Origin of the sequence: Streptomyces sp. HUAS YS2 (assembly GCF_033343995.1) — a bacterium.
Lineage (GTDB): Bacteria > Actinomycetota > Actinomycetes > Streptomycetales > Streptomycetaceae > Streptomyces > Streptomyces solicathayae.
Genome location: NZ_CP137573.1, coordinates 4,796,981 through 4,820,644, shown reverse-complemented (window position 1 = coordinate 4,820,644; position 23,664 = coordinate 4,796,981). Strand labels below are relative to the sequence as shown.

Here is a 23,664-nt window from a genome sequence, read left to right as displayed (position 1 = left end):
CGCACGGGGACCCGGCCCTTTCGCCCGGGTCAGACCTCTTCCGTCCACTGCCGGGGCCGCAGCGGCAGCCCGCTCGTCCCCGGCTCCGGCGTACGCACGGCCAGGAACTGGTTCACACCGATCCGGTTCCGCTCGAAGGACACCGCCGAGGCGGCCATGTACAGCCGCCAGATCCGCGCCCGGCCCGGCGAGGTCAGCCGCACCGCACGGGACCAGTGCGCCTCCAGGTTGGCCACCCAGCGGCGCAGCGTCAGCGCGTAGTGCTCGCGCAGCGCCTCCACGTCCCGCACCTCGAAGCCGGCGGCCTCCAGGGTGGTGAGGGTGCGGCCCATCGGGGCCAGCTCGCCGTCGGGGAAGACGTACGCGTCGATGAACGCGTCCACGTGGTACGCGTCCTCGTCGCGCTCCGGCCGCCGGGAGATCTGGTGGTTGAGCAGCCGCCCGCCCGGCTTCAGGAGCGCGTACAGGTCGTCGGCGTACTCCCGGTAGCGCTCGGTGCCGACGTGCTCGGCCATCCCGATCGACGAAATCGCGTCGTACGGGCCGTCCTTGACGTCCCGGTAGTCCTGGACGCGGATCTCGACCCGGTCGGTCAGGCCCTCGTCCGCGATCCGCTTGCGCGCGAAGGCGGCCTGCTCCCGGGAGAGGGTGATGCCGACGACCTCGGCGCCGTACTCGCGGGCCGCATGGATGGCCATGGAGCCCCAGCCGCAGCCGACGTCGAGCAGCCGGTCGCCGGGCTTCAGGGCGAGCTTGCGGGCGATCAGGTCGAGCTTGTCCCGCTGGGCGTCCTCCAGCGTCCCGCCGTCCGTCCAGACGGCGCACGAGTAGACCATGGACGGCCCGAGGACCAGCGCGTAGAAGTCGTTGCCCACGTCGTAGTGGTGGCTGATCGCCTGTTCGTCGCGGCGCCGGGTGTGCAGCCGGCCGTGGCGCCGGCGCATCTCCTCGGCGGGCGGCGGGGGCGGCGGGAAGGGGCCGGCGATCCTCAGCAGGGCCCGGGCGGCGGCGCGCAGCTTCGGGTCGCGCAGCGGGTGGACACGGCGGCCCTCGCCGGGGTCCCGCTCCCAGAGCAGCCCGGCGAGCCGGTCCAGGAGCGCGTAGAGGTCGCCCTCCACGTCGATCTCCCCGGCCACCCAGGCGCGGACGAGCCCCAGCTCCCCGGGCCTCCACAGGATCCGCCGCAGGGCCCGGCGGTGCTTGATCACGAGGACGGGCCCGTCGGCCGGTCCGGCTTCGCTGCCGTCCCAGGCACGCAGGCGGACCGGGAGCGGGCTGCCCAGCATCTCCTCGGCAAGAGCGGTCAGCCGTAGTGCGGCGTCGGCCATGGTGGACACCTCCGTGATGTCGTGCCCCAGCAACTCGTCACCGTGAGAACACCGTCGGTAGGCGATTACAGTCCCTTTACCGCGTAATCACCCCGCAAAACACACCGAAGGGGCCGTCCGCACCACGGATGGCGGACGGCCCCTTCGGGGGTGGTTCAGTCGTACTGCGGGAGCGTCAGGAGGCCTTGGCCTTCTCCGGGGCCGACTGCGTCGGGGCCGGAGCCGGCTTGGCCGCCTCGTAGAACTCCTCGCGCGGCGTCTCCATGGCGCCGAGGGAAACGACCTCGCGCTTGAGGAACATCGCGAGGGTCCAGTCGGCGAAGACGCGGATCTTGCGGTTCCAGGTCGGCATGGCCATGCCGTGGTAGCCACGGTGCATGTACCAGGCGAGACGGCCCTTGAGCTTGATCTTCATCTTGCCCATGACGATCATCGCGACGCCCTTGTGCAGGCCGAGACCCGCGACCGCGCCCTTGTTGGAGTGGCTGTACTCCTTCTGGGGGAAGCCACGCATGCCGGCCACCACGTTGTCGCCGAGGACCTTGGCCTGGCGCAGCGCGTGCTGGGCGTTCGGCGGGCACCAGGCGTTCTCGACGCCGGCCCGGCGGGCGGCCATGTCCGGGACCTGGGCGTTGTCGCCCGCGGCCCAGATGTAGTCGGTGCCCTGGACCTGGAGCTTCTCCGAGGTGTCCACGTGGCCGCGGGGGCCGAGCGGGAGACCGAAGCGGGCGAGCGCCGGGTTCGGCTTGACGCCGGCGGTCCACACGATGGTGTTGGAGTCGACCTCGAGGCCGTTCTTCAGCACGACGTGGCCGTCGACGCAGGAGTCCATGGAGGTCGAGAGGTAGATCTCGATCCCGCGGCTCTCCAGGTGCTCCTTGCCGTACTGGCCGAGCTTCGGGCCGACCTCGGGAAGGATCTTGTCGGCCGCGTCCACCAGGACGAACCGCATGTCCTCGCGGCTCACGTTCTGGTAGTACTTCGCGGCGTCGCGGGCCATGTCCTCGACCTCGCCGATGGTCTCCGCGCCGGCGAAGCCGCCGCCCACGAAGACGAAGGTCAGCGCCTTGCGGCGGACCTCCTCGTCGGTCGTCGAGTCGGCCTTGTCGAGCTGCTCGAGGACGTGGTTGCGCAGGCCGATGGCCTCCTCGATGCCCTTCATGCCGATGCCCTGCTCGGCGAGACCGGGGATCGGGAAGGTGCGGGAGACCGCACCCATCGCGATGACCAGGTAGTCGAACGGCAGCTCGTACGCCTCGCCCACGAGGGGCGCGATCGTGGCGACCTTGCGGTCCTGGTCGATGGTGGTGACCCGGCCGGTGAGTACCTCTGCTCCGCGCACGACGCGTCGCAGCGGGACGACGACATGGCGCGGCGAGATGCTGCCGGCGGCGGCTTCGGGGAGGAAGGGCTGGTAGGTCATGTACGACCGCGGGTCGACGACCGTGACGGTCGCCTCCGCGTAGCGCATCTTCTTGAGGATGCGCCGAGCTGCGTACAGGCCTACGTACCCACCGCCTACTACGAGGATCCTGGGACGCTCCGTGGTGCTCATGCCATCGAGTATCCACCCGCCCGGAGGGGGTCGCTCGTGCGCCCCTTCACAAGCATGGTGACCACCTCTGCTACACTCCGCCGCCCACGTGACCGAGGTCATGTTGCCGCAAAGGAACCGCGGTGCACCGGCGAACGTTGTTCACCCCTGTTGAACTGGCCCAGAGAGCCATTCGTAACGCTGAACCACAGGGTGCGTTCACGCGATGGAAACAACGAGCGAACTGACCTCTGCGCCTACGAAAGAGCCCCGACAGGGGCTCCGGAGGCTCAGATGACCCTCCAGGGCCCCCATCAGGGCCTTTTTCTTGTGAAGAACTTCACGAAGTTCTTCGGGCGGGGTGTCGCCGGACGGCGCGGCGACGGCCCCTTATGCCACCGACAGGGCGATTCCGTCGAGAATGTCGTGCTCGCTCACCACGACCTCACGGGCCCCGATCCGCTCCATGATCTCCCGCAGCACCAGCGCCCCGGCGACGATGACGTCCACCCGTCCCGGGTGCATCACGGAGATCGCGGCGCGCTCGTCGTGGGTGGAGCCCATCAGCCGGTCCGTGACCTCGACGACCCGCTCGTAGGAGATCCGGGAGCGGTGGATCCGCTCCGAGTCGTACTCCTCCAGACCCAGCGCGATCGCGGCGACCGTGGTGACCGAGCCGGCCAGGCCGACCAGGGTCTCGGCCTGCGCGAGCGGGACGGTCTCGGCGGCCAGGTCGAGCGCGGCCCGGACGTCGGCGCGGATCGCGGCGATCTCCTCGGCGCTCACCGGGTCGCTCGTGACGTGCCGTTCGGTGAGGCGGACGCAGCCGATGTCCACCGAACGCGCGGCCTCCACGTGCCGGTTGCCCACGACGAACTCGGTCGAACCCCCGCCGATGTCGACGACCAGGCACGTGTCGTCGCCGTCGAGTTCCGAGGTCGCGCCGGTGAAGGAGAACTCGGCCTCCTGGTCGCCGGAGATCACCTCGGGCTCGACGCCCAGGATGTCCAGCACCCCGGAGACGAACTCCTCGCGGTTCTCCGCGTCCCGGGAAGCGGAGGTCGCCACGAAGCGCAGCTTCTCGGCGCCCAGCTCCTTGATGACGCCGGCGTACTCGCGGCAGGCCGCGAAGGTGCGCTCCAGCGCCTCCGGGGCCAGCCGCCCGGTGCGGTCCACGCCCTGGCCGAGCCGGACGATCGTCATCCGCCGGTCCAGCTCGATCAGCTCGCCCGTCTCGGGGTGAACGTCGGCGACCAGCAGGCGGATGGAGTTCGTCCCGCAGTCGATGCCAGCGACGCGCGTCATTCGCCGGCCTCCTCTTCCGTGGCGGCCTTCTCGCCGCACGGGTCGACGCAGGGGCCCTTGGCCCACCACTCCGGCAGCATCGCGATCGCCTCGTCGCCGAACGGGTTCACGCCCGGGCCGGCCACGAGCGAGTGGCCGACGAGCACGTGCAGGCACTTGACCCGGTCCGGCATGCCGCCGGCGCTCGGGAAGCCCTCCAGGACCTCGATGGCGTCGCGGCGGGCGATGTAGTCCTCGTGGGCGGCGCGGTAGGCGGCGGCCAGCTCCGGGTCGGTGCCGAGCCGGGCCTGCATCTCCTTCATGACCCCGTTGGCCTCCAGCGTGCCGATGGCCGAGGCCGCACGCGGGCAGGTCAGGTAGTACGTGGTCGGGAACGGCGTCCCGTCGGGGAGCCGCGGCGCGGTCTCGACGACGTCGGGGTTGCCGCACGGGCAGCGGTGCGCGATCGCGCGCAGGCCGCGCGGCGGCCGGCCGAGCTGCGCCTCGAACGCGGCGACGTCCGCCTCGGTGGGCGCGGTGGGTTCGGTCTGCGGAGGGGGCGTTTCCATGCGTACGTCAGTCTTCTCGTCGTCGGAGCCGGGTCGCCCCCATCATCCCTCAGCGGCGCGCGTCGGCGTGGTCCACGCCGTCCCACAGCTCGGAGTACCAGGCGCGGTCGTCGGCGTCGCCCCCGGAGCGGGGCCGGCCGGCGGCCTCCGGGTCGTTCACGGTGAAGCCGGTCTCGCCGGGCATCACGAAGTGCAGGTGCTCGCGGGCCAGCCGGCGCACGTACGCGGGGTCCTGGAGCCGCGCCTTCTCGTCGCGCAGCTGTTCCACCCGGTCGGCGGCCTCGGCGGCCTGGCGTTCCTGGTCGGCGATCTCGGCGCGCTGGGAGACGTACTGCCGCATGGGGTAGGCGAGGGCCACCACCAGGGAGCAGACGATCAGGGCGAGGAAGGCGGCGCGCCCGGTGAGCCGGGAACGGCGGGCCTGCCGGCGGGTCTGGGACCGGTAGACACGGGCGGCGGTCTGCTCGCCGAGCAGCCTGATCCGGGTCGCGGTCGAGAACCGGTCCCGGTCCTTCACGGCCATTCGTACACCCCCTGATCAAACGCACGTCCCCGCACACGGTACGGGACCGAGTGCGGGGACGCGGGGAAGCTGCCTCACGGCTGCTGGGTGTCAGCCCTGGCGTCAGCCCTTGAAGCGCGGGAAGGCGCTGCGGCCGGCGTAGACCGCGGCGTCGTCGAGGATCTCCTCGATGCGCAGCAGCTGGTTGTACTTGGCGACGCGCTCGGAGCGGGCCGGGGCGCCGGTCTTGATCTGGCCGCAGTTGGTGGCGACGGCCAGGTCGGCGATGGTGACGTCCTCGGTCTCGCCGGAGCGGTGGGACATCATGCACTTGAAGCCGTTGCGCTGGGCCAGCTCGACGGCGTCCAGCGTCTCGGTCAGCGAGCCGATCTGGTTGACCTTCACGAGGAGGGCGTTCGCGGCGCTCTCGTCGATGCCGCGGGCCAGGCGCTCCGGGTTGGTGACGAACAGGTCGTCACCGACGAGCTGGACCTTGGCACCGAGCTTCTCGGTGATGGTCTTCCAGCCGTCCCAGTCGTCCTCGAACAGCGGGTCCTCGATGGATACCAGCGGGTACGCGGAGACGAGCTCCTCGTAGTACTCGGTCATCTCGGCGGCCGAGCGGGACTTGCCCTCGAACTCGTAGGCGCCGTCCTTGTAGAACTCGGACGCGGCGCAGTCGAGCGCCAGCGCGATGTCCTTGCCCGGGACGTAGCCGGCCTGCTTGATGGCCTCGAGGATGAGGTCGAGCGCCTCGCGGTTGGAGCCGAGGTTCGGGGCGAAGCCGCCCTCGTCGCCGAGACCGGTGGACAGGCCCTTGGTCTTCAGGACGGACTTGAGGGTGTGGTAGACCTCGGTGCCCCAGCGCAGCGCCTCGGAGAAGGACTCCGCGCCGATCGGCGCGATCATGAACTCCTGGATGTCCACGTTGGAGTCGGCGTGCGAGCCGCCGTTCAGGATGTTCATCATCGGAACGGGCAGCAGGTGCGCGTTCGGGCCGCCCAGGTAGCGGAAGAGCGGGAGGTCGGACGCCTCGGAGGCGGCGTGCGCGACGGCGAGGGAGACGCCGAGGATGGCGTTGGCGCCGAGCGAGGACTTGTCCGGCGTGGCGTCCAGGTCGAACATCGCCTGGTCGATCAGGCGCTGCTCGGTGGCGTCGTAGCCGACGAGCTCCGGGCCGATCTGCTCGATGACGGCGAGGACGGCCTTCTCGACACCCTTGCCGAGGTAGCGGTTCTGGTCACCGTCGCGAAGCTCCAGGGCCTCGAACGCACCGGTGGAGGCGCCGGACGGAACGGCAGCACGGCCGGTGCTGCCGTCGTCGAGGCCGACCTCGACCTCGACCGTGGGGTTGCCTCGGGAGTCCAGGATTTCCCGGGCTACGACGACGTCGATGGACGGCACGAGCATCTCCTTCTGGGATGTGACGCGAGAAAAGTGCAGAGGTCTGCTTGGCCTTGCGACAAGAGCCTAACCGGCTCGGGGTGCCCGGCCAGTCGGGTGCCCGCCCGCTGGGACGAAAAAGGACCCAAGCGCGGGCATCCCGGGGCGAACGGTCTCGTTCTACCTGCGGGTAACCGGACATGGAGAACCCCGGCCCGGCGTGTACGGGGGAGAAACACGCCGGACCGGGGTGATCACCGCGGGAGTGTCGTGCGACGCGGGTGGGCCGCCGGACCCACCCGGGTCGCTCGGCTCACTTCAGGTGGAGCTGCTGACCCGGGTAGATCAGGTCCGCGTCCTGGACGATGTCCTTGTTCAGCTTGAAGAGCTTCTCCCAGCCGCCCTTGACGTCGTGCGCGGCGGCGATCTTGCTCAGCGTGTCACCGGCGACGACCTTGTACTCGCCGTCACCCTTCTTGACCTTCTTGCCGGTCGGGGTGGTGACGGTCTTCTTCGCGTCGCCGTTCTTCGCGGCGGGCTTCGGCGCGGTGCGCTGCTCGCTGCGGGTGGTGGGCTGCTCGGCCTTCCGCTCCGGCTGGGGCTGCGCCTGCTCGGCGGTGCCGCCGGTGTACGCGGCGCCGGACAGGCCCACGCCGCAGCTCGGCCACGCGCCCTTGCCCTGGCCCGCCAGGACCTTCTCGGCGATCTGGATCTGCTGCGACTTGGAGGCCTGGTCGGCGGTGGCCGCGTAGGCGGTGCCGCCGTAGGCGGCCCAGGTGGAGGCCGAGAACTGCAGGCCGCCGTAGTAACCGTTGCCGGTGTTGATGGACCAGTCGCCGCCGGACTCGCACTGCGCGACGGCGTCCCACTCGGAGGCGGTGGCGGCCGAGGCGGTGCCCGCGGTCAGCAGCGGGGCGGCGACGGCGACACCGGCGACGCCGGCGAGTGCGACGACGCGGGTGGCCTTGGAGGCACGACGGTGTTTGCCCTTGCCGGAAAGCAGCATGGAAGTTCTCCTCACCGACGCCTGCGAGGTGAGCTGTCGGGTTCGGGCCGGAAGAGTTGCCCGGCCGCGTGTCCTTGCACGCGGCTTCACCCCAAGCCGGTCGATCGGCCGTCACTGTCTCGACGGCCGGGACCGGCACTTACCTGGGTCCCCCGCTCCTGCCTACGGCGCTTGACGCGACGACTGTTCCCATCGGCCGACGGCAGGATTCGGCGTTACCGGTCGACGGGGCCCGCGGTGGCGAGCGGTCACGACCGTAGACACAGACCCCGGCCAAGTTCAAAGACCCCATTCGGGAAAAATCGCCCCTACCGGCCCAGTTGTGAGGGTCGTTTGCGCAGGTGAGAGGTGACGGAAGCAAAGTTTGCGGACAAGACACGCCAGTTGAGGCGAAGAGACCCATGTCTCATTTGCTCAGAACCGGACATACAGCCGCGAACCACCCCCGTACGCGACTACTGCCGGTCGGTCAGATCGAGGCTCTGACCGGGGCGGATGAGGTCCGGATCGGCCCCCACGGTCTCGCGGTTGGCCTTGTAGAGCGCCTTCCACCCTCCGTGGAGTTCGTGCTCGGCGGCGATCTCGGAGAGGTTGTCGCCGGGAAGCACGGTGTATTCGTCCGAGGTGTTCGGGTTCTCACCCTTCACACCCTTGGCGGCATCCGTCTGGTTACCGGCGATTTCGTCGACAGCGGGATCGCCGGCGTCACGCGCCGGGTCGCCACTCGGCGCGGCATGACGTCCCGATTCGGGCGTGGTGTCCGAATTGACGGGATCCTCGGTGGCCGCCTCGCCGCGGTGCTTGCCGGTGCCGGGGGTCTCGGTGCCGGGCGAGGTGCCGGCGTCCGGGGAGGCGGAGGCCGACGGCGAGGAGGGCGAGCCGCTCACGTCGGGCTCGGCGGACTTCTCGGGCTTTCCGGGCGTGTCGGACTCGGCGGGGTCGGTGGACCCCTCCCCCGCGGCATCCGGATTTGCGGATGCGTCGGGCGCCTCCGGCAGGACCCCGCCGGTCGGGTTCGCGGGCGGCTTCAGGGTGCCGTCGTCCTTCAGGCCGACGATCCCGGCGCAGGTGGCCCAGGTCTTCGCGCCCTGCGAGGCGAGCGCCTTCTCCGCGACGGCGATCTGCTGAGCGCGGCTGGCGAGGTCCGGGCGGGCCGCGTACTCGGCGCCACCGAAGGTGTCCCAGGTCTCCTGGGTGAACTGCAGGCCGCCGTACAGCCCGTTGCCGAAGTCGGCGCTCCACAGCCCGCCGGACTCGCACTCGGCGACCCGGTTCCACGTCGCCGCGTCGGCGGCCGAGGCGGAGCCCGCGCCGAGCAGCGGCAGGGCGAGGGCGGACCCGGTCACGCCTGCCGCTACGACGAGGGCGGGGGCCTGACGGGGGCGACGGTGTCGTCCGTTCCCGGAGCGCATGCGGAGTGCCTTTCGCGTGACTGCTGAGGTGTCGGTGAACGTAGCGGCATTCGAACGTAAGTCACAAGTCGATGCAGCGCGGATCACGCGAAGATCACAGTCTTGACGCTCCGTCAGTTGTGCGGGGTGGTGAACTCCACCGGAAGCGTGCGTAGACCACGCATAATCAGCCCGCCGCGCCATCGCAGTTCGGCCGGATCGGCCCCAAGTCGCAAGTCCGGCAAGCGAGTCAGGAGCGTGGCGAGCGCCGTCTGGCCCTCCAGCCGGGCGAGCGGGGCGCCCAGGCAGTAGTGGATGCCGTGCCCGTAGCCGAGGTGCTGGTTGTCACGCCTCGACAGATCGAGCGTGTCCGGCTCGGCGAACCGCTCCGGGTCCCGGTCGGCGGCGGCGAGCACCACCAGGACGGGGTCGCCGGCCCGGATCTCCTGCCCGCCGAGGGTCAGCGACTCGGTGGCGAACCGCCAGGTCGCCAGCTCCACCGGCCCGTCGTACCGCAGCAGCTCCTCCACCCCGGTCTCCAGGAGGCCGGTCTCGCCGGCCGCCAGGGAGGCCTGGAGGCGCTCGCGCTGCTCGGGGTTGCGCAGCAGCGCGTACACCCCGTTGCCGATCAGGTTCACGGTCGTCTCGAAGCCGGCGAACAGGAGGATGAAGGCCATCGCGGCGGCCTCGTTCTCCGTGAGGTGCTCGCCGTGGTCGGACGCCCGGATGAGCCCGGAGATGAGGTCGTCGCCCGGGTCGAGGCGCTTGCGGTGGATCAGCTCCGCGAGGTAGCCGCGCATCTTCTTCACCGACCGGGCCACCCCACCGCGCGGCCCGCCGCCGTGCCGGATCATCATCCCGGCCCAGTCCCGGAAGTCGTCCTGGTCCTCGCGCGGGACGCCGAGCAGGTCACAGATCGCGTAGATGGGGAGCGGGAAGGCGAACTCGTGGATGAGGTCCGCCTCGCCCCTGCCCTCGAACCCGTCGATGAGCCGGTCCGTCAGCTCCTGCACCCGGGGCGCGAACTCCGCGACCGTGCGCGGCGTGAACGCCTTGGAGACGAGCCGGCGCAGCCGGGTGTGGTCCGGCGGGTCGATGTTGAGCAGATGCGTCATCAGCTCGGCCTTGCGCTCGCCCGGGATGCCGGTCTTGCCCTTGGCGTGCGCGGGCTCGTCGTGGTGGGCCGGGTTCTTCGACAGGCGCTGGTCGGCGAGCGCCTGCCGGGCGTCCCCGTACCGCGTCACCAGCCAGGCCTCCACCCCACTGGGCAACGTCGCCCGGTGCACCGGCGCGTGCTCGCGCAGCCAGGCGTAGGCAGGGTACGGATCGGTGGCGAACTCCCAGGTGAAGAGTTCGGGGGCGGGGCTCTCACTCACCCTCCGACGTTACCCGGACTCCGGCCCGGACCGAGCCGTGGGGACACACCGTGAAGGTCGTGCGGATCTGGTGAAGACTCGTGGCCTAGATTCGTCGTCGTGGATCCTCAGCTGCTCCGAAGCACGTTCGCCGTCGTCGAGAGACGGGCCGAACAAGCCGTCACCTTCTTCTACTCGCACCTGTTCTGGCACAACCCCGGCGTGCGCGACCTGTTCCCCGAGGACCTCCGCCCGCAGCGCGACCGGCTCTTCGCCGCGCTCACCCACGTCGTCACCCGTCTCGACGACCCCGGCCTCGCGGACTACCTCGGCCGGCTCGGCCGCGACCACCGCAAGTTCCTCGCCGCGCCCGCGCTGTACCCGGCCGTCGGCGCCAGTCTGCTCACGGCGTTCGCCAGGACCGCCGGGACCGCGTGGACGCCGGCCGCCGAGAAGGCCTGGACGGAGGCGTACACCCTGGTCGCCGACCTCATGATGCGCGGCGCGCAGGAGGCCGAGCAGGCCGGCGAGCCCGCCTGGTGGGACGCGGACGTGGTGCGGCACCTGCGGTACGGCGACGACCTCGCGGTGCTCACGCTGCGGCCCCGGCAGCCGTACATGTACTCCGCCGGGCAGTACGCGAGCGTCAGTTCGCTGCGGGTGCCGCGGATCTGGCGCACGTACTCGCTCGCCAACGCGCCCCGCCCGGACGGCACCGTCGACCTGCATGTCAGCCGAATACGCGGCGGGCGGATGAGCACGGCGCTGGTGGACGAGGTCCGGCCCGGCGAGACACTGCGCCTCAGCGCGGCGGGCGGGGCGACGGTGCACCGCACACCGGCGGGCGCCCCACGCACGTACATCGCCGCCGGGACGGGCTGGGCGCCGGTCAGGGCGCTGCTCGAGGAACTGGCGGTCGACCCCGGGGAGACGGAGGCGCGGCTGTTCCTGGTGGCGCGGGCCCGGGAGTACCTGTACGGCCAGGCGGAGCTCGACGCCTTCGCGCAGCGGATACCCGGGCTGGGCGTCACGTGCATCGCGTCGGCGCCGCGGCATCCGCGGGACCAGGCGACGGAGCGCCTCCTCCAGGCGCTGCCGGCGAGCCTGCACTGGGCGGACCACGACGTCTACCTGGCGGGACCGCCGGGCTTCCTCACGGAGACCGTCCCGGTCCTGGAGGCGCTGGGGACGGCACCCGCGCGGATCTTCCACGACCGGCTGCCGGCGATCGGCCGCTCCCACACCCGCCCGCAGGGCGCGGCGGAGTGGCTGCTGAGCCCGCCGGAGCTCCAGTGGCACGACCCCGAGGCGCGGGCGCCGGGGGAACCCTAGGCGTCCGTGCCCTCCGCCGCGCGGATCGCGTCCCGGTACGCCCGGCCCGCCGCGCGCAGCGCGGCCTCCGGGTCGACGCCCGCCGCCTCGGCGCGGACCGCGAGGGCGAGCAGTTCGTAGCCGATGCCCTCGCCGGACGGCGGCTCCACCTCGAGGCCCGCCGTGCGGACGCGGCCCGCCAGCTTCGCGGCGAGCGCGAGACCGGGCTGACCGAGGGGGACGCCGTCCGTCACGGACTCGCGCTGCTTCTCGATCGCCTTCGTGCGCAGCCAGTGCTCCTTGACGTCCTCCGGGGTCTCCGCGTGCGCGTCGCCGAAGACATGGGGGTGGCGGTGGATGAGCTTCTCCACGATGGTGCCGGCCACGTCGTCGATGGAGAACGCCTCGTCCGCGTCCTCGTACTCCTCCGCGATCCGCGCGTGGAAGACGACCTGGAGCAGCACGTCGCCGAGCTCCTCGCGCAGCTCGTCCCGGTCGCCGTCCTCGATCGCCTCGACGAGTTCGTACGCCTCCTCGATGCCGTACTTCGCGAGGCCCTTGTGGGTCTGCCGCGAGGACCACGGGCACTCGCGGCGGATCCGGTCCATCACCTGGACGAGGTCGAGCAGCCGCGCGCCGGGCAGGTCGTACGAGCCGGGCAGCAGCTCCAGGTCGGGCATGGCGACGCGGCCGGAGCCGGCCAGCCGGGCGAGTCCGTCCGTCAGGGTCGTGTCGCCCTCGCCGGAGGGCAGCACGACGACGGTCCGCCCCCCGGCGCACGCCTCGACGAGGTCCTGCGCCGACGGGCGGCCGTGCTCGACGGCCACGCCGGCCTCGCGCAGGTACGGCAGCTGCGGGTGGTGCTCGTCGGGGCACAGCACCCGGTCGGCGGCGTGCAGCGTCTGCCACGCGGGCCAGGACAGCAGTCCGGGGGCCACGCGGTGGCTGGCGGTGAGCAGGACGATACGGCCGGGGCTGTCAGCGTTCACCCCTCGAACCTACCCGGGTCAGGCGCCGCTCTCGATGGCCGGGGGCTGCTGCGTGAGCTGCTTGATCCACGGCGCGCTGTACGAGCCGAGCTGGATCTTGTCGTTGTCCCAGGCGCCGTAGCGCGGGTTCACGTCGATGGCGAGCTTCTTCGACGCCGCGGTGAACACCTCGGTCAGCTTCTTCTGGCCCTCGGGGGTGTTCGTCGCGCCGATCTTCTCGGCGACCTTGTTCATCAGGATCTGCCGGCGGACCGCGGCGTCGATCTGGTCCGGCGCGATGCCCTGCTGCTGGAGCAGCATCGCGGCGAGCTGCTCCTCGCCGCCGGTCTGCGCGGCGGCCTGGGCCCGGGTCCGCTGGATCTCGGCGCGGGTCGCGGTCACCCCGTGGTCCTTCGCCACCTGGTCCACGATCCGGTCGAAGATCATGCCGTTGAGCTTCTCCCGGCTGAGGTCGCCGGTCGCCTGGAGCAGCTGGGCGGACTGCGGCGAGGCCTGCTGCGCCGTCCGGACGTCCTTCACCTGGGCCTGGAGGCTGGAGACCTCGATCCGCTGTCCCCCGACGACGGCCGCCGCGCCTGGGTGCGCGTCGCTCCCGCAGGCGGAGAGGAGCGGGGCCGCGGCGAGGAGCGCGGCGGAGACGGAGAGCGCGGTGCGGCGGTGCAAAGGAGCCTCCCGGCGTGGGTCGTTCGTCATCTTTACGACCTTGCGGTGATCGATGTTAGGCAGTCGCCGTGGTCTGGGCCACTACTTCGAAGCGACTGTTTCGACCAACGACTCGTGCGTTCGGGTGGTGTCGGGTCGCAGCATGATCGTTCGGGAGAGCAGAAACGTCACGGGGACGGCGCCCGCGGCGGCGATCAGCGGGGCGTACCGGGCGGACAGACCGGCCAGGTCCACCAGCACGTACACCCCCACCGTGGTGATGACGAAGTTGGCCGCGTTGGTGAGCGGGAAGAGCAGGAACTTCCGCCAGGTGGGCCGGGTGCGGTAGGTGAAGTACGAGGTCAGGAAGAACGAGCCGACCATGGACAGCAGGAACGCCAGCACGTGGGCGGCGAGGTAGGGCAGCCGCAGACCGAACAGCAGGTAGAGGCCGTAGTACGTGCCCGTGTTCACCGCCCCGACGAGTGCGAACCGCACCACCTGCCAGGCCGTCGTCGTCATCGCCGTACGAGCTCCTGCCGGGTCTGCTTCTGGCCGGGGACGGTGCCCGTGTTCGCCGCCTTCACCAGGAAGTGGGGGCGACGCTTCACCTCGTAGTAGATCCGGCCGACGTACTCGCCGACCAGTCCCAGCATCACCATCTGGACGCCGGCGAGCGCCGTGACGGTGACGAGCAGGGTGACATAACCGGGGGTGTCCACCCCGTTCACCAGCGCGACACCGACGATCCAGGCCGCGTACGCCATGGCCACGGAAACCAGTACGAGACCGAGATAGACGGCGGCCCGCAGCGGTTTGTCGTTGAAGGAGAGCAGCCCGTCGAGACCGTAGTTGAGAAGTTTTCCGAAACTCCATTTCGAGCGGCCCTGCTCACGCAGCGCATTCTCGTACTCGAAGGTGGTGGAGCGGAATCCGACCCAGGCGAAAAGGCCCTTGGAGAAGCGGTTGTACTCGGTGAGTTCGAGGACCGCGTCGACGGTGCGGCGGGACAGCAGCCGGAAGTCGCCGACGCCGTCGACCAGCTCCACGTCCACCAGCCGGTTGATCAGCCAGTAGTAGGCGCGGGCGGTCAGGGTCCGGGTGACCCGGTCGCCCTTGCGCGTGCGCCGGGCGATGACCTGGTCGTATCCCTCGGCGTGCAGGGCGAGCATGCGGTGCACGAGCTCCGGCGGATGCTGGAGGTCGGCGTCCATGATGACGACCGCGTCGCCGACCGCGTGCTGGAGACCGGCCAGCATCGCAGCCTCCTTGCCGAAGTTGCGGCTGAAGGAGACGAAGCGGGCGCGCGGGTCGGCGTCCGCTATCTCCTCCAGGATGGGGAGCGTACGGTCGTGGCTTCCGTCGTCCACGTAGACCAGCTCGAATTCTCCGTCCAGTCGGGAGAGTTCCGCCGTCACATGGTCATGGAAACGGCCGATGATCTCCTCTTCGTTGAAGCACGGGACCACAATCGAGATCAGCACGGGGAAACGACAGTGCACGGGTGTGTCGCGGGCGGATTCGACACATGGCGGGCAGAAGACCATTGCATGAACTGGCCCATTTCCCGGACCATTTCACGATCATCGCTGTCATATTCGAACCGTCATGCGCCGACCGTCTCTTCCCGCCCGGCCCGCCGCCGCCCCCGCCCTCGCCGGGCTGCTCGCCGCCCTCGCCCTGTGCGCCGGGGACGCGGCCGCCCGCACGTTCCCCTTCGGGTCGCGCACGCGCGCCGTCAACGACCTGGGCAACCAGTTCGTCCCGTTCCACGCCCAACTGTGGGACCTGCTGCACGGCCGGGCCGACGGCGGGCTGCTGCTGAACTGGCGGTCCGGCTGGGGCACGAGCTTCCTGCCCGACCTCGGGACGTACCTGACGAGCCCGTTCGCGCTGCTCGTCGGCCTGTTCCCGCGCGACGGCATCGACCTCGCGGTGTACGTGATCACCGTCCTGAAGACGGCGACGGCCGCCGCCGCCATGGCGGGGGTGCTGCTCGCGCTGCGCCCCGGGCCCCGGTGGGGCGCGGCGGTGCTCGGGGCCTCATACGGGCTGTGCGGCTGGTCGGTCGTCGAGGCCACGTACAACCCGATGTGGCTGGACGGGCTGATCGCCTTCCCGCTGCTCTGCCTGGTCGGCGAGTGGGTACGGGAGCGGCGCCGGCCCGTCCTCGGTCCGGGGGTGGTGGCGCTGGCCTGGGTGGCCAACTTCTACACCGCGTACATGGCGACGCTGGGCGCGGCGCTCGTGCTCCTGGTGCGGCTCGCGGCGGCGCGGGAGCTGCGGCCCGGGGTGGTGGCGCGGGCGGCGGGCACGGTCGCGCTGGGCGTCGGGCTCGCCGCGCCGGTACTGCTGCCCGTGTTCCTCGGCTCGCGGCACGCGTACCCGGGCGTGACACGGGAGTTCGTCCCGGCCACGCTGCCGGACGTGCTCGCGCGGACGCTCCCGGCGACGTACGGCTTCGCCAGCCCGGCCGCGTTCCTCGGCACCGGGGCGCTGCTGCTCGCCTGCGGCCTGGCGTTCCGCCGGGACGTGCCGGGGCGGGAGCGGTGGCTGTGGACGGGGCTCGCGGTGGCCGTGGCGCTGTCGCTGCAGTGGCAGCCGACGCATCTGGTGTGGCATGTGTTCGCCACGCCGAACGGCAGCCCCTACCGCCAGTCGTTCGTGCTCGCGGGGGTGCTGGTGCTGACGGCGTGGGCCGGCCTGTCGTACGGATGGCCGGACCGGCGGTCGCTGCTCGGCGGCGCGGCGGTGGTCCTCGTGCTCGCGGCGGGGGCGACGGGCAGCGCGCTGGTGTCCGTGTGGACGTACCCGCTGTTCGCGGCCGGGTTCGTGGCGTCGGCGGCGGGGCTCGTCCTGGCGCGGCGGCACGGCGGCGGGCGGTACGGCGACCGGCGGTACGCGGTGCTCGCGGCGGGCCTGCTGGCTGCGGCGCTCGTCGGGCAGGCCGCGGCGACGACGGCGTACGCGGACCGGGAGAAGCGGGCCCGGCTGGACGACTACCCGGCGTGGGGCGCGGCGCACGAGACACGGGCCGCGGCGGTCGCGGCGGCCGACGGCTGGCCCGTGTACCGCACGGACCCGGGCCGCCCGCTGCTCACCGGCAACGACCCGCTGCTGGTCGGCGGGCAGGGCGCGGGGTACTACAGCAGCCACACGCCCGAGGTCCTGACGCGGACGCTGGCGGCGCTCGGCGCGGGCTGGACCTCGCGCGGCCGCAATCTGCAGAGCCTGGACAACCCGGTCACGGACGCGCTGTTCGGGGTGGGCGCGCGATGGCGGGACGGGCGGGTCGTACGGACCGGGGAGCCGCTGCCGCTGGTGACGGTCCGCCCCGCGGGCCCGCCGGGAGCGTACGGCCCGTCCGCCTTCCGCAACCAGGAACTGCTGCTCGGCGCCCGGGTCTACGACCTGCCGGCGGACGGGGTGTGCCCGGTCGGGACCGAGGTCTTCCTCTGGGCGCCGGACTTCACGGGCACGGCCCGGCTGGGCGCGGCCGGCCCGCCGGTGGAGCTGCGCGGCGGGCTGCCGAAGCGGCGGGCCGCGATGACCTCGCTGGGCGTGCAGGGGACGGCGGGCGCCGGCCCGGTCCTGGAGGGCCGGGGCGGGCGGGGCGCGGTCGGCTGCCTGGACCCGGCCCGGCTGCGCGCCGCGGTGACCGCGCTGCGGGCCCGCGCCGCGACCGAGGTCGAGATCACGGACTCCGGTGTGCGCGCGGAGCTCCCGCCGGGCGTGGCCGGCACGGTCGTGGTGGCGGCCCCGCGCATCGCGGGCTGGCGCTGCGACGGCCGCCCGGCGACCGCGTACGGCGGCCTCCTGGCCGCCCCGGCCACCGGCCGCACGACGACGATCTGCACGTTCCGCCCGCCGGGGCTGCGGGGCGGGCTGGGTGTGGGAGCGGTGGCGCTGGCGCTGGTGGCCCGGGTCGTCGGCGCCCGGCGTCGTACGAGGACGGGCGCGGCGGCTACGACTGGCTGTTGAGGAAGCCTATGAGGGCCGCGCCCCACCAGCCGGTCTGGCTCAGGGCCGCGGCGGCGGCGGACTGGACCAGGAGGCTGCGGGGCACGGGGCCGCTCTTGTAGGGCGCCAGGCGCTGGCCGAGCCAGTGGGCGTAGAGGCCGTTGAGGGTGATGGCGAGGACGAGGCCCACCTTGACCACCGTCAGCGACGACTCGAGGTTCGGACGGAGGAACAGGCCTGTGACGAGCAGACCGGCGAGACCGCCCCAGATCGGCACCTGGAGGCCGCGGGCCGTGTTCAGGACCTCCGGGAGGCTGCGCAGCCCGCGCATCCACAGGACCGCGAGCCAGTCCACGGCGAGCACCGCACCCATGCCGACGGCGAGCGCGGCGATGTGGAGGAACCGGGCGACCGTCAGCAGCGCCGCGTCGGCGTGCACATGGCCGGACACCCAGCAGGCGCCCAGCAGCGCGGCCGAGCCGACGACGCCGAGGACGGCGAGGACCCACACGGGCGTGTGCTGCTCGGAACCGCGCGCACGCTGGGACATCAGAACGACGGCGGGTCTGTCGGAGGCGGCGTCCACTGGCTGAATTCTCCTTTCGTACTTAGGTAAGGCGAACCTAAATACCAAAGGGGGTGCCCGGTCAAGTCGTCTCGAAGTGAGAGAGGTCTCGGTCAGCGGTCCGAGACGCGGCGGTACGTGCACACCTGGACACCCGCCGGGCTCGTCACGGCCGACTCCAGCTCCAGATTCCGCAGACCGCCGTCCTCCGGGAAGATCTTCTTCCCGCCTCCGAGGATCACCGGCATGATCATGAGGCGGAGCTCGTCCACCAGGTCCTCGGCCAGCAGCGTGCGGGCGAGCTCGGAGCTGCCCATGACCAGCAGGTCGCCGCCCTCCGCCGCGCGGAGTTCACGGATCCGGTCGAGGGCCTTCGCGCCGTCGATGATCGCGCTGTTCTCCCAGGTGAGGTCGGACGCGTCGAGCGTCGTCGTCACGACGTACTTCCTGATGGAGTTCATCCGGTCGGCGAACGGGTCGCCCGCCCGCTCCGGCCACGCGCCGGCCATGGTCTGCCAGGTGCGGCGGCCGTACAGCAGCGCGTCCGCACCCGCCAACGCCCGGTCCCACACGCCGCCGACGACCTCCGGGTCGAAGAACGGACCCGTCCAGCCGCCGTGCGCGAAGCCGCCGTCGGTGTCCTCCTTCGGGCCGCCGGGGGCCTGGACGACGCCGTCGAGGCTCATGAACTCGGTGATGACGATGCGCATGGGGACCGCTCCTCATTCTCGTGTCGGTGCGACGCCGGTAAAGACCGCAGCCCTGCCGGAAACTCATCGCTTCCGGCCCATCTTGCGTGCTCCTCTTGGCACTTCGCTCAAAACGACGCGCCCTTGTTCGTCGTCACGGACGTCGAGAAACACCCTGCCGAGCCCATAGGCTCACCCGATGAAACACATGTTCGGGCGCCGTAGCCGCCTCACTCGAATCCTGCTCGGAGGGGCCGTGGCCGCCTCCGTTCTGCTGCCCGTGCAGCCCGCCCAGGCCGCCTCGGGCCTGGACCCCTTCACGGCGAACTTCAAGCTCACCCGCATCGACGGCGACAAGTCTGCTCTCATCACCTCGGCCGAGGCGGCCGGAATCGCGCGTGCGGCCGTCACCGAGGTGCTCGGCGAGCGCACCGGCACCCCCGGCCTCTGCCACGGCGCCCAGGGGCTGAACGGCGCGCTCAAGCGCGACGGGTTCTGCTGGGACACCGAGGACGACTTCACCGGGTACAACGACCCCGACGGCGGCTGGATGCCGCAGGGCTTCGCGGGGGCCCATGCCGCGACGGCCGACGGCTACTACGAAGGCCGTTCGCTGTACGCCGGGTCCTGGTACTACGGCAAGTACGCCAACGGGCAGCCCAACGAGCAGTACACCCGCGTCTCGATCGCCGAGTCGACCGGGAGCCAGGTCTCGTACGGGCACATCGCGCTCGTCGAGCCGGTGAACGGGAACTTCAAGACCCTCACGAACCTGTCGCACGCGGACGGCGTCGCCTGGCACGAGAACCGGCTGTTCGTGGCCAACGGCGTCGAGCTCCAGGTGTACGACCTGAAGCGGATGTGGCGCATGACCGACACCGCGAACAGCGGCACCGGTCTGGTCGCGGGCAAGAGCTCGGCGCGCAAGCACCGCTGGGCCCTGCCGCTCGTCGCGCGCTACAGCACGTACGGCAGCGCCGCGGTCGACACGCCCGCCACCGCCTTCCCCGACAACAACCCCCGGGCCTGCGGTCCCGGCAACGGCGTCCTGTGTCTGAGCACCCTGAGCATCGACCGCTCCGGCGCCACGCCGGTCCTGGTGTCCACGGAGAACCGGGGCGGGGCGGGCGCGCGCATCGTCCGCTGGCCGCTGACGGCCACGGGCCTGGGCGGCGCCACGCCCACGCAGATCTCCTCGGAGACCACCGGCTACACCTCCCCGGTGTGGGGCATCCAGGGCGCGGCCACCGACGGCACCAGCTACTACATGGCCGGCTCCTGCCCGGCCGGCTGGCCCGGCGAATGGGTACCCGCCACGGAGACCACGCCCGGGTACAACAACTCGTACGCCTGCATCCACAAGGCCAAGCCCGGTGAGGCGCCGTACGTCATCTCGCAGGCCCCGTTCCTGACCCAGGGACTCTCCTGGGACCGGCGGGTCAACCGGCTCTGGGGCCTCAACGAGGCGCTCGACTCGAACGGGGTCGGCCGGCGCGTCGTGTTCTCCGTCGACGCGTACGCCGGACAGGCGGACTCCGAGGGCTACACGTGGCTGGCCAACCGCCACGAGCCGGGCTTCGTCTGCGCGACGCCGCAGGGGAACGGCACCGCCAACGGCACACCGATCACCGTGTGGTCGTGCACGGGGTCGGACGTCCAGCGCTGGAAGTTCGACAACGGGCTCATCGTCCACAAGGCGAGCGGCAAGTGCATCACCCCGCAGGGCAACGCCGCCGGCACGGACGGGACGCTGCTGACCCTGTGGACCTGCAACCCGTCGAGCGACGTGCAGAAGTTCGCCACCAACAACGGCGGCACCGCCAACGCCTGGGGCAAGGCGATCACGCCGAAGGGCAACTCCCTGGGCAACGGCGTCTGGCTGACGCTCTGGACGCAGGGGAACCCCAACCCCGACGTCCAGGACTGGCTCGTGAAGGCCCTGTGACCTGACGGCCGGTCCTTGACGATCGGCCTCCGACGATCGGCATCCGACGGTCGATCCCTCGGGTGATGCGGAGCCTCTCGCCCCGCATCACCCAAGGGACACCAGAGGTTCACCCGAAAGGCAACGTGCCGTCGCCCTCCCGCGCCGGGCCGCCGCGTACCTTGCCCGCCATGCCCTCCCTTCTGAGCAACCGGCTCGCACAGCGGATGCTGCGCCCGGCGTTCTCGCTGGTCGAGCAGCGGATGGAACGCGTGACGACGGCCTTCCAGACCGACCTCGACGCGCTCCACCACGAAGTCGCCGACCTGCGCCGCCGCCAGTACGGGCTGTCGCTCCTGCTCGACCGCGCGGGCCGTGACGGCGACCGGATGCCGACCGCCACGCAGATCGACACCCTGGTCCGCGAGGTCGCCGCCGTCACCGGCCGGGACCGCGACCACGCCCGCCGCGAGGTCACCGTCGCCTACCGCCACCTCGTCGCCGTCGAGGCGCTCGGCACCGGCGGGCTCGCGGGCACCCTCTCCGACGTGTGCGGGCGGCTCGCCGCCGTCCCGCAGCTCGCCCCGCCGAACGGCGAGGTGCTGGAGATCGGCACCGGGCACGGCCTGTTCGCCGCCGCGCTGCGGCGGATGCTGCACCGCGGCGGGGTCGAGGCCCGGCTGACCGTCGTCGACCCGCTCGCCGACGCACCCGATCGCGCCGAGCTGATCCGGGGCAACCTCGCGCTCGGCGGCGCGGACGGAGCGGGCACCGCCCGGCTCGTCCGGGGCGACTTCGCGCGGCCGGAGATCCGGGCCCAGCTCGCCGACCGCCACTACGGCATCGTCGTCGTCAACACCCCGCAGGACGGCCCGCGTCACGACCTGGAGCAGGCCGCCGCACTCGCCGCCCCCGACGCGCTGATCCTCGTCATGTCGACCGACCGCTCCCGCGCCGACTCCCTGCGCCCGGCCGGCCGCATCGCCCAGACCCGCTACCTCCGCACCGCCCCGGCGCACACGGACACCCTCGCCTAGAGCACGCGGAACCGCCCCGCTAGCGGCCCATCTGCCGCTGGCGGTCCAGGGCGCGGCGGAGGTCGACGGCGAGCGGGTGGTACGGGCCGTACTGGAGCTCCGCGTCGTAGAGCAGGTTCTGCATGTGCTGCCCGGCCGCCGTGTGGTCGCCCATGGCGAGCAGCAACTGGCCGATGCGGTGGCGGATGTCGAAGGCGCGCGCCGGGTCCGGTGTGCCGCTCTCGTAGGACGGGAGCAGCGCGCGGTACTCGGCGAGGGCGGCCGCGGTCTCGCCGAGCTGTTCCAGGCACTGGGCGGCGTCGTAACGGAACTGCAGGGTCTGCGGGTCGCCCGGCCCGGCCTCGGCCGCGCGGTCGTCGGCGAGCCGGCGCAGTTCGGGCAGGGCGCGGCGGTACTGGCCGTCGTCCATCAGGGTCGTGGCGTACTGCTTGCGCAGGATGCGGACCACCGGGGAGTGCTCGCCGTGCTCGGCCGCGGCGGCCGGCAGGATCCCGCCGAGGATGTCGACGGCCTGCGTGATGCTGCCCTCGCCGAGCAGCCGCTTGACCTCGTCGACGGCCGCGGCCACGTCCGGCCGGGCCGCGGCGGGCGGCGCGGCCGGCGGTACGGGCGCGGGGGCCGGGGCGGAGGCACGGTCGGGCCAGGGGGCGTGCGGGCGCAGGAACGGACGGGTGGGGTCCATCGGGCCCGCCGGGACGCCGCGCGCGGGCAGCAGCGGGACCAGGTGCTCGTACACCTCCTGCGCGCCGGACGGCCGGTGTCGCGGGTCCTTCGCGAGCAGCCTGAGGACGAGGGCCTCCAGCGGCTCGGGGACCTCGGGGCGGAGCTGTCGGAGCGGCAGCGGCGGCTCGTACAGGTGCCGGTGGAGCACGCCAAGGGCGGTGGAGCCGGCGAACGGCACGTTGCCGCTGAGGAGTTCGTGCAGCAGCGCGCCGAGCGCGTACAGGTCGGTGGCCGGTCCGACGGCGCCGCCCATTGCCTGTTCGGGGGCCATGTAGGCGGGGCTGCCGATGGGCGAGCCGGTGTGGGTGAGGCGCGTGGTGTCGGTGTCGAGCACGGAGGCGACGCCGAGGTCGAGGACGGTGACCGTGCCGTCGGGCTTCACCATCACGTTCCGCGGCTTGAGGTCGCGGTGCACGATCGGCACGGCGTGCACGGCGGCGAGCACCGCGCACAGCTGGGCGGCGACGCTGACGGCCCACTGCCAGGGGTAGGGGTCGTGTTCGGCGAGGTGGTCGGCGAGGTCGGCGCCCTCGACGTACTGCATGACCAGGTACAGGTCGTCGCCGTCGCTGCCGGCGTCGTGGACGGTGACCAGGCCGGGGTGGTCGACCTGGGCGGTCACCCGGCACTCACGGACGAACCTGCGGCGGATCTCGTTCGCGGTCGTGGCGGCGGCCATGTGGTCGGGGCGGAGCAGCTTGACGGCGACGCGCCGGTCGAGCCGGCCGTCGTAGGCCGTCCAGACCTGGCCCATGCCGCCCTGCCCGATGAGCCCCGCCAGCTCGTAACGGCCGCCGATGACCCGTCCGTTCACTTCCCCTCTTCCTTGCGGAGGAGGTCGCTGAGTTCGTCCAGCTCGGCGCGGACCTGGTCGATGCGCGGCTGGGAGTGCGAGGCGGCCGCGGGCTGGGCCGGGGGCTGGGCCGGGGGCTGGGCGGGGGGCGCGGGCGGCTGGGGCTGCGGCGGGGGCGGCACGGGCATCGGGTGGGCGTGCGGCATGGGCTGCGGGTAGCCGGGCGAGGGGACGGTGGCGGAGGTGGCCGGGTAGCCGTAGCCGCCGGTGACCGGCGGCGGCCCGGCCGGGGTGGGCAGGGCCGGGGTGGGCAGGGCCGTCTTCGCGTAGTGCTGGATCTCGGCGACGAGGTAGTACGAGACGGATCCGACCACCAGCGCCATCATCGTGCCGACGCCGATGAACGCCTCCAGATCGCTGCCCTTCTCCTCGGCGGTGACGCCGATGTACGTGAGCAGCGCGATGTCGGCGGCGAGGAAGACCCCGAACAGCACCCAGTCCAGCTTCCGGCGCGTGACGACCGCGAGCCGGATCAGCGGGGCGAACGCCAGGAAGCCGCAACTGAGCATCGCGACCGCGACGAACAGCACGCGCAGCCCGACCAGCACCCCCTGCGAAGGACGGTGCTGCTGCGGCGGCGGGTAGCCGTGGCCGTACATTCCAGCTCCTGGCGGACGAG

The 23,664-nt window shown here is 72.0% G+C and carries 21 protein-coding genes and 1 riboswitch; of the genes, 4 read left to right on the top strand and 17 right to left on the bottom strand.

Annotation, left to right across the window (positions count from 1 at the left end):
• Positions 1–29 precede the first annotated feature (29 nt).
• The 9 genes from R2D22_RS22360 to R2D22_RS22320 all read right to left on the bottom strand — a co-directional run bounded on the left by R2D22_RS22360 (position 30) and on the right by R2D22_RS22320 (position 10,373).
• Positions 30–1,328, bottom strand: a complete 1,299-nt coding sequence (locus R2D22_RS22360; RefSeq protein ID WP_318106428.1) for a cyclopropane-fatty-acyl-phospholipid synthase family protein — start codon at positions 1,326–1,328, stop codon at positions 30–32.
• A gap of 175 nt (positions 1,329–1,503) precedes the next feature.
• Positions 1,504–2,883 (bottom strand): NAD(P)/FAD-dependent oxidoreductase, encoded by a 1,380-nt coding sequence (locus tag R2D22_RS22355; RefSeq protein ID WP_318106425.1) that lies wholly within the window; start codon positions 2,881–2,883, stop codon positions 1,504–1,506.
• 369 nt (positions 2,884–3,252) lie between these two features.
• Positions 3,253–4,167, bottom strand: coding sequence for a Ppx/GppA phosphatase family protein (locus R2D22_RS22350; protein ID WP_318106423.1), 915 nt, complete (start codon positions 4,165–4,167; stop codon positions 3,253–3,255).
• Positions 4,164–4,715: a DUF501 domain-containing protein gene (locus R2D22_RS22345; RefSeq protein ID WP_318106420.1), complete on the bottom strand. Its 552-nt coding sequence runs from the start codon at positions 4,713–4,715 to the stop codon at positions 4,164–4,166. Before R2D22_RS22345 ends, R2D22_RS22350 begins: the two co-directional genes overlap by 4 nt.
• Before the next feature lie 49 nt (positions 4,716–4,764).
• Positions 4,765–5,238, bottom strand: a complete 474-nt coding sequence (locus tag R2D22_RS22340; protein ID WP_318106419.1) for an FtsB family cell division protein — start codon at positions 5,236–5,238, stop codon at positions 4,765–4,767.
• Between the two features lie 102 nt (positions 5,239–5,340).
• Complete coding sequence (gene eno / locus R2D22_RS22335; protein ID WP_318106417.1) at positions 5,341–6,627, bottom strand: phosphopyruvate hydratase; 1,287 nt, start codon at positions 6,625–6,627, stop codon at positions 5,341–5,343.
• 286 nt (positions 6,628–6,913) lie between these two features.
• Complete coding sequence (locus R2D22_RS22330; RefSeq protein WP_318106416.1) at positions 6,914–7,606, bottom strand: transglycosylase family protein; 693 nt, start codon at positions 7,604–7,606, stop codon at positions 6,914–6,916.
• Positions 7,607–7,609: 3 nt separating this feature from the next.
• Positions 7,610–7,786, bottom strand: a riboswitch (cyclic di-AMP (ydaO/yuaA leader).
• A 275-nt stretch (positions 7,787–8,061) separates the two neighbouring features.
• Positions 8,062–8,952, bottom strand: a complete 891-nt coding sequence (locus tag R2D22_RS22325; RefSeq protein ID WP_318106414.1) for a transglycosylase family protein — start codon at positions 8,950–8,952, stop codon at positions 8,062–8,064.
• 179 nt (positions 8,953–9,131) lie between these two features.
• The gene (locus R2D22_RS22320) at positions 9,132–10,373 is read right to left on the bottom strand and encodes a cytochrome P450 family protein (RefSeq protein ID WP_318106412.1); all 1,242 of its coding nucleotides are present in this window, start codon (positions 10,371–10,373) and stop codon (positions 9,132–9,134) included.
• Between the two features lie 99 nt (positions 10,374–10,472).
• Here R2D22_RS22320 and R2D22_RS22315 point away from each other — a divergent pair, with 99 nt between their 5' ends.
• Positions 10,473–11,684 carry a globin domain-containing protein gene (locus tag R2D22_RS22315; protein ID WP_318106410.1) on the top strand — a complete coding sequence of 404 codons (1,212 nt, stop codon included), beginning with the start codon at positions 10,473–10,475 and terminating at the stop codon, positions 11,682–11,684.
• Here the strand turns inward: R2D22_RS22315 and R2D22_RS22310 are convergent.
• Genes R2D22_RS22310 through R2D22_RS22295 form a run of 4 tightly spaced genes read right to left on the bottom strand, consistent with a single transcriptional unit; the run spans position 11,681 to position 14,778 of the window.
• Positions 11,681–12,652, bottom strand: a complete 972-nt coding sequence (locus R2D22_RS22310) for a nucleoside triphosphate pyrophosphohydrolase (RefSeq protein ID WP_318106408.1) — start codon at positions 12,650–12,652, stop codon at positions 11,681–11,683. The genes R2D22_RS22315 and R2D22_RS22310 overlap by 4 nt on opposite strands.
• Positions 12,653–12,670: 18 nt before the next feature.
• Entirely contained in the window at positions 12,671–13,345 is a 675-nt protein-coding gene (locus R2D22_RS22305; RefSeq protein WP_411977062.1) for a SurA N-terminal domain-containing protein, read from the bottom strand.
• Between the two features lie 51 nt (positions 13,346–13,396).
• Entirely contained in the window at positions 13,397–13,816 is a 420-nt protein-coding gene (locus R2D22_RS22300) for a GtrA family protein (RefSeq protein WP_318106406.1), read from the bottom strand.
• Positions 13,813–14,778, bottom strand: coding sequence for a glycosyltransferase family 2 protein (locus R2D22_RS22295; protein WP_318106404.1), 966 nt, complete (start codon positions 14,776–14,778; stop codon positions 13,813–13,815). The genes R2D22_RS22300 and R2D22_RS22295 overlap by 4 nt, the downstream gene beginning before the upstream one ends.
• Before the next feature lie 124 nt (positions 14,779–14,902).
• Between R2D22_RS22295 and R2D22_RS22290 the strand changes: the two genes are divergently transcribed.
• A complete protein-coding gene (locus R2D22_RS22290) occupies positions 14,903–17,275 on the top strand; it encodes a YfhO family protein (RefSeq protein ID WP_318106402.1) in 2,373 nt (790 codons plus the stop codon).
• Here R2D22_RS22290 and R2D22_RS22285 read toward each other — a convergent pair.
• Both R2D22_RS22285 and R2D22_RS22280 read right to left on the bottom strand, forming a co-directional pair.
• A complete protein-coding gene (locus R2D22_RS22285) occupies positions 17,259–17,840 on the bottom strand; it encodes a hypothetical protein (RefSeq protein WP_318106399.1) in 582 nt (193 codons plus the stop codon). The genes R2D22_RS22290 and R2D22_RS22285 overlap by 17 nt on opposite strands.
• Before the next feature lie 92 nt (positions 17,841–17,932).
• On the bottom strand, positions 17,933–18,529 hold the full coding sequence (locus R2D22_RS22280) for a dihydrofolate reductase family protein (protein ID WP_318106398.1): 597 nt from the start codon (positions 18,527–18,529) through the stop codon (positions 17,933–17,935).
• A 235-nt stretch (positions 18,530–18,764) separates the two neighbouring features.
• On the opposite strand from R2D22_RS22280, the gene R2D22_RS22275 reads away from it, so the two are divergent.
• A complete protein-coding gene (locus R2D22_RS22275; RefSeq protein ID WP_318106396.1) occupies positions 18,765–20,453 on the top strand; it encodes an RICIN domain-containing protein in 1,689 nt (562 codons plus the stop codon).
• Positions 20,454–20,623: 170 nt separating this feature from the next.
• Positions 20,624–21,469: a methyltransferase domain-containing protein gene (locus tag R2D22_RS22270; protein WP_318106394.1), complete on the top strand. Its 846-nt coding sequence runs from the start codon at positions 20,624–20,626 to the stop codon at positions 21,467–21,469.
• 19 nt (positions 21,470–21,488) lie between these two features.
• On the opposite strand, the gene R2D22_RS22265 is transcribed toward R2D22_RS22270, so the two are convergent.
• Both R2D22_RS22265 and R2D22_RS22260 read right to left on the bottom strand, forming a co-directional pair.
• Entirely contained in the window at positions 21,489–23,006 is a 1,518-nt protein-coding gene (locus R2D22_RS22265) for a protein kinase domain-containing protein (RefSeq protein WP_318106392.1), read from the bottom strand.
• Positions 23,003–23,644 (bottom strand): hypothetical protein, encoded by a 642-nt coding sequence (locus R2D22_RS22260; RefSeq protein ID WP_318106390.1) that lies wholly within the window; start codon positions 23,642–23,644, stop codon positions 23,003–23,005. The genes R2D22_RS22265 and R2D22_RS22260 overlap by 4 nt, the downstream gene beginning before the upstream one ends.
• Positions 23,645–23,664 lie beyond the last annotated feature (20 nt).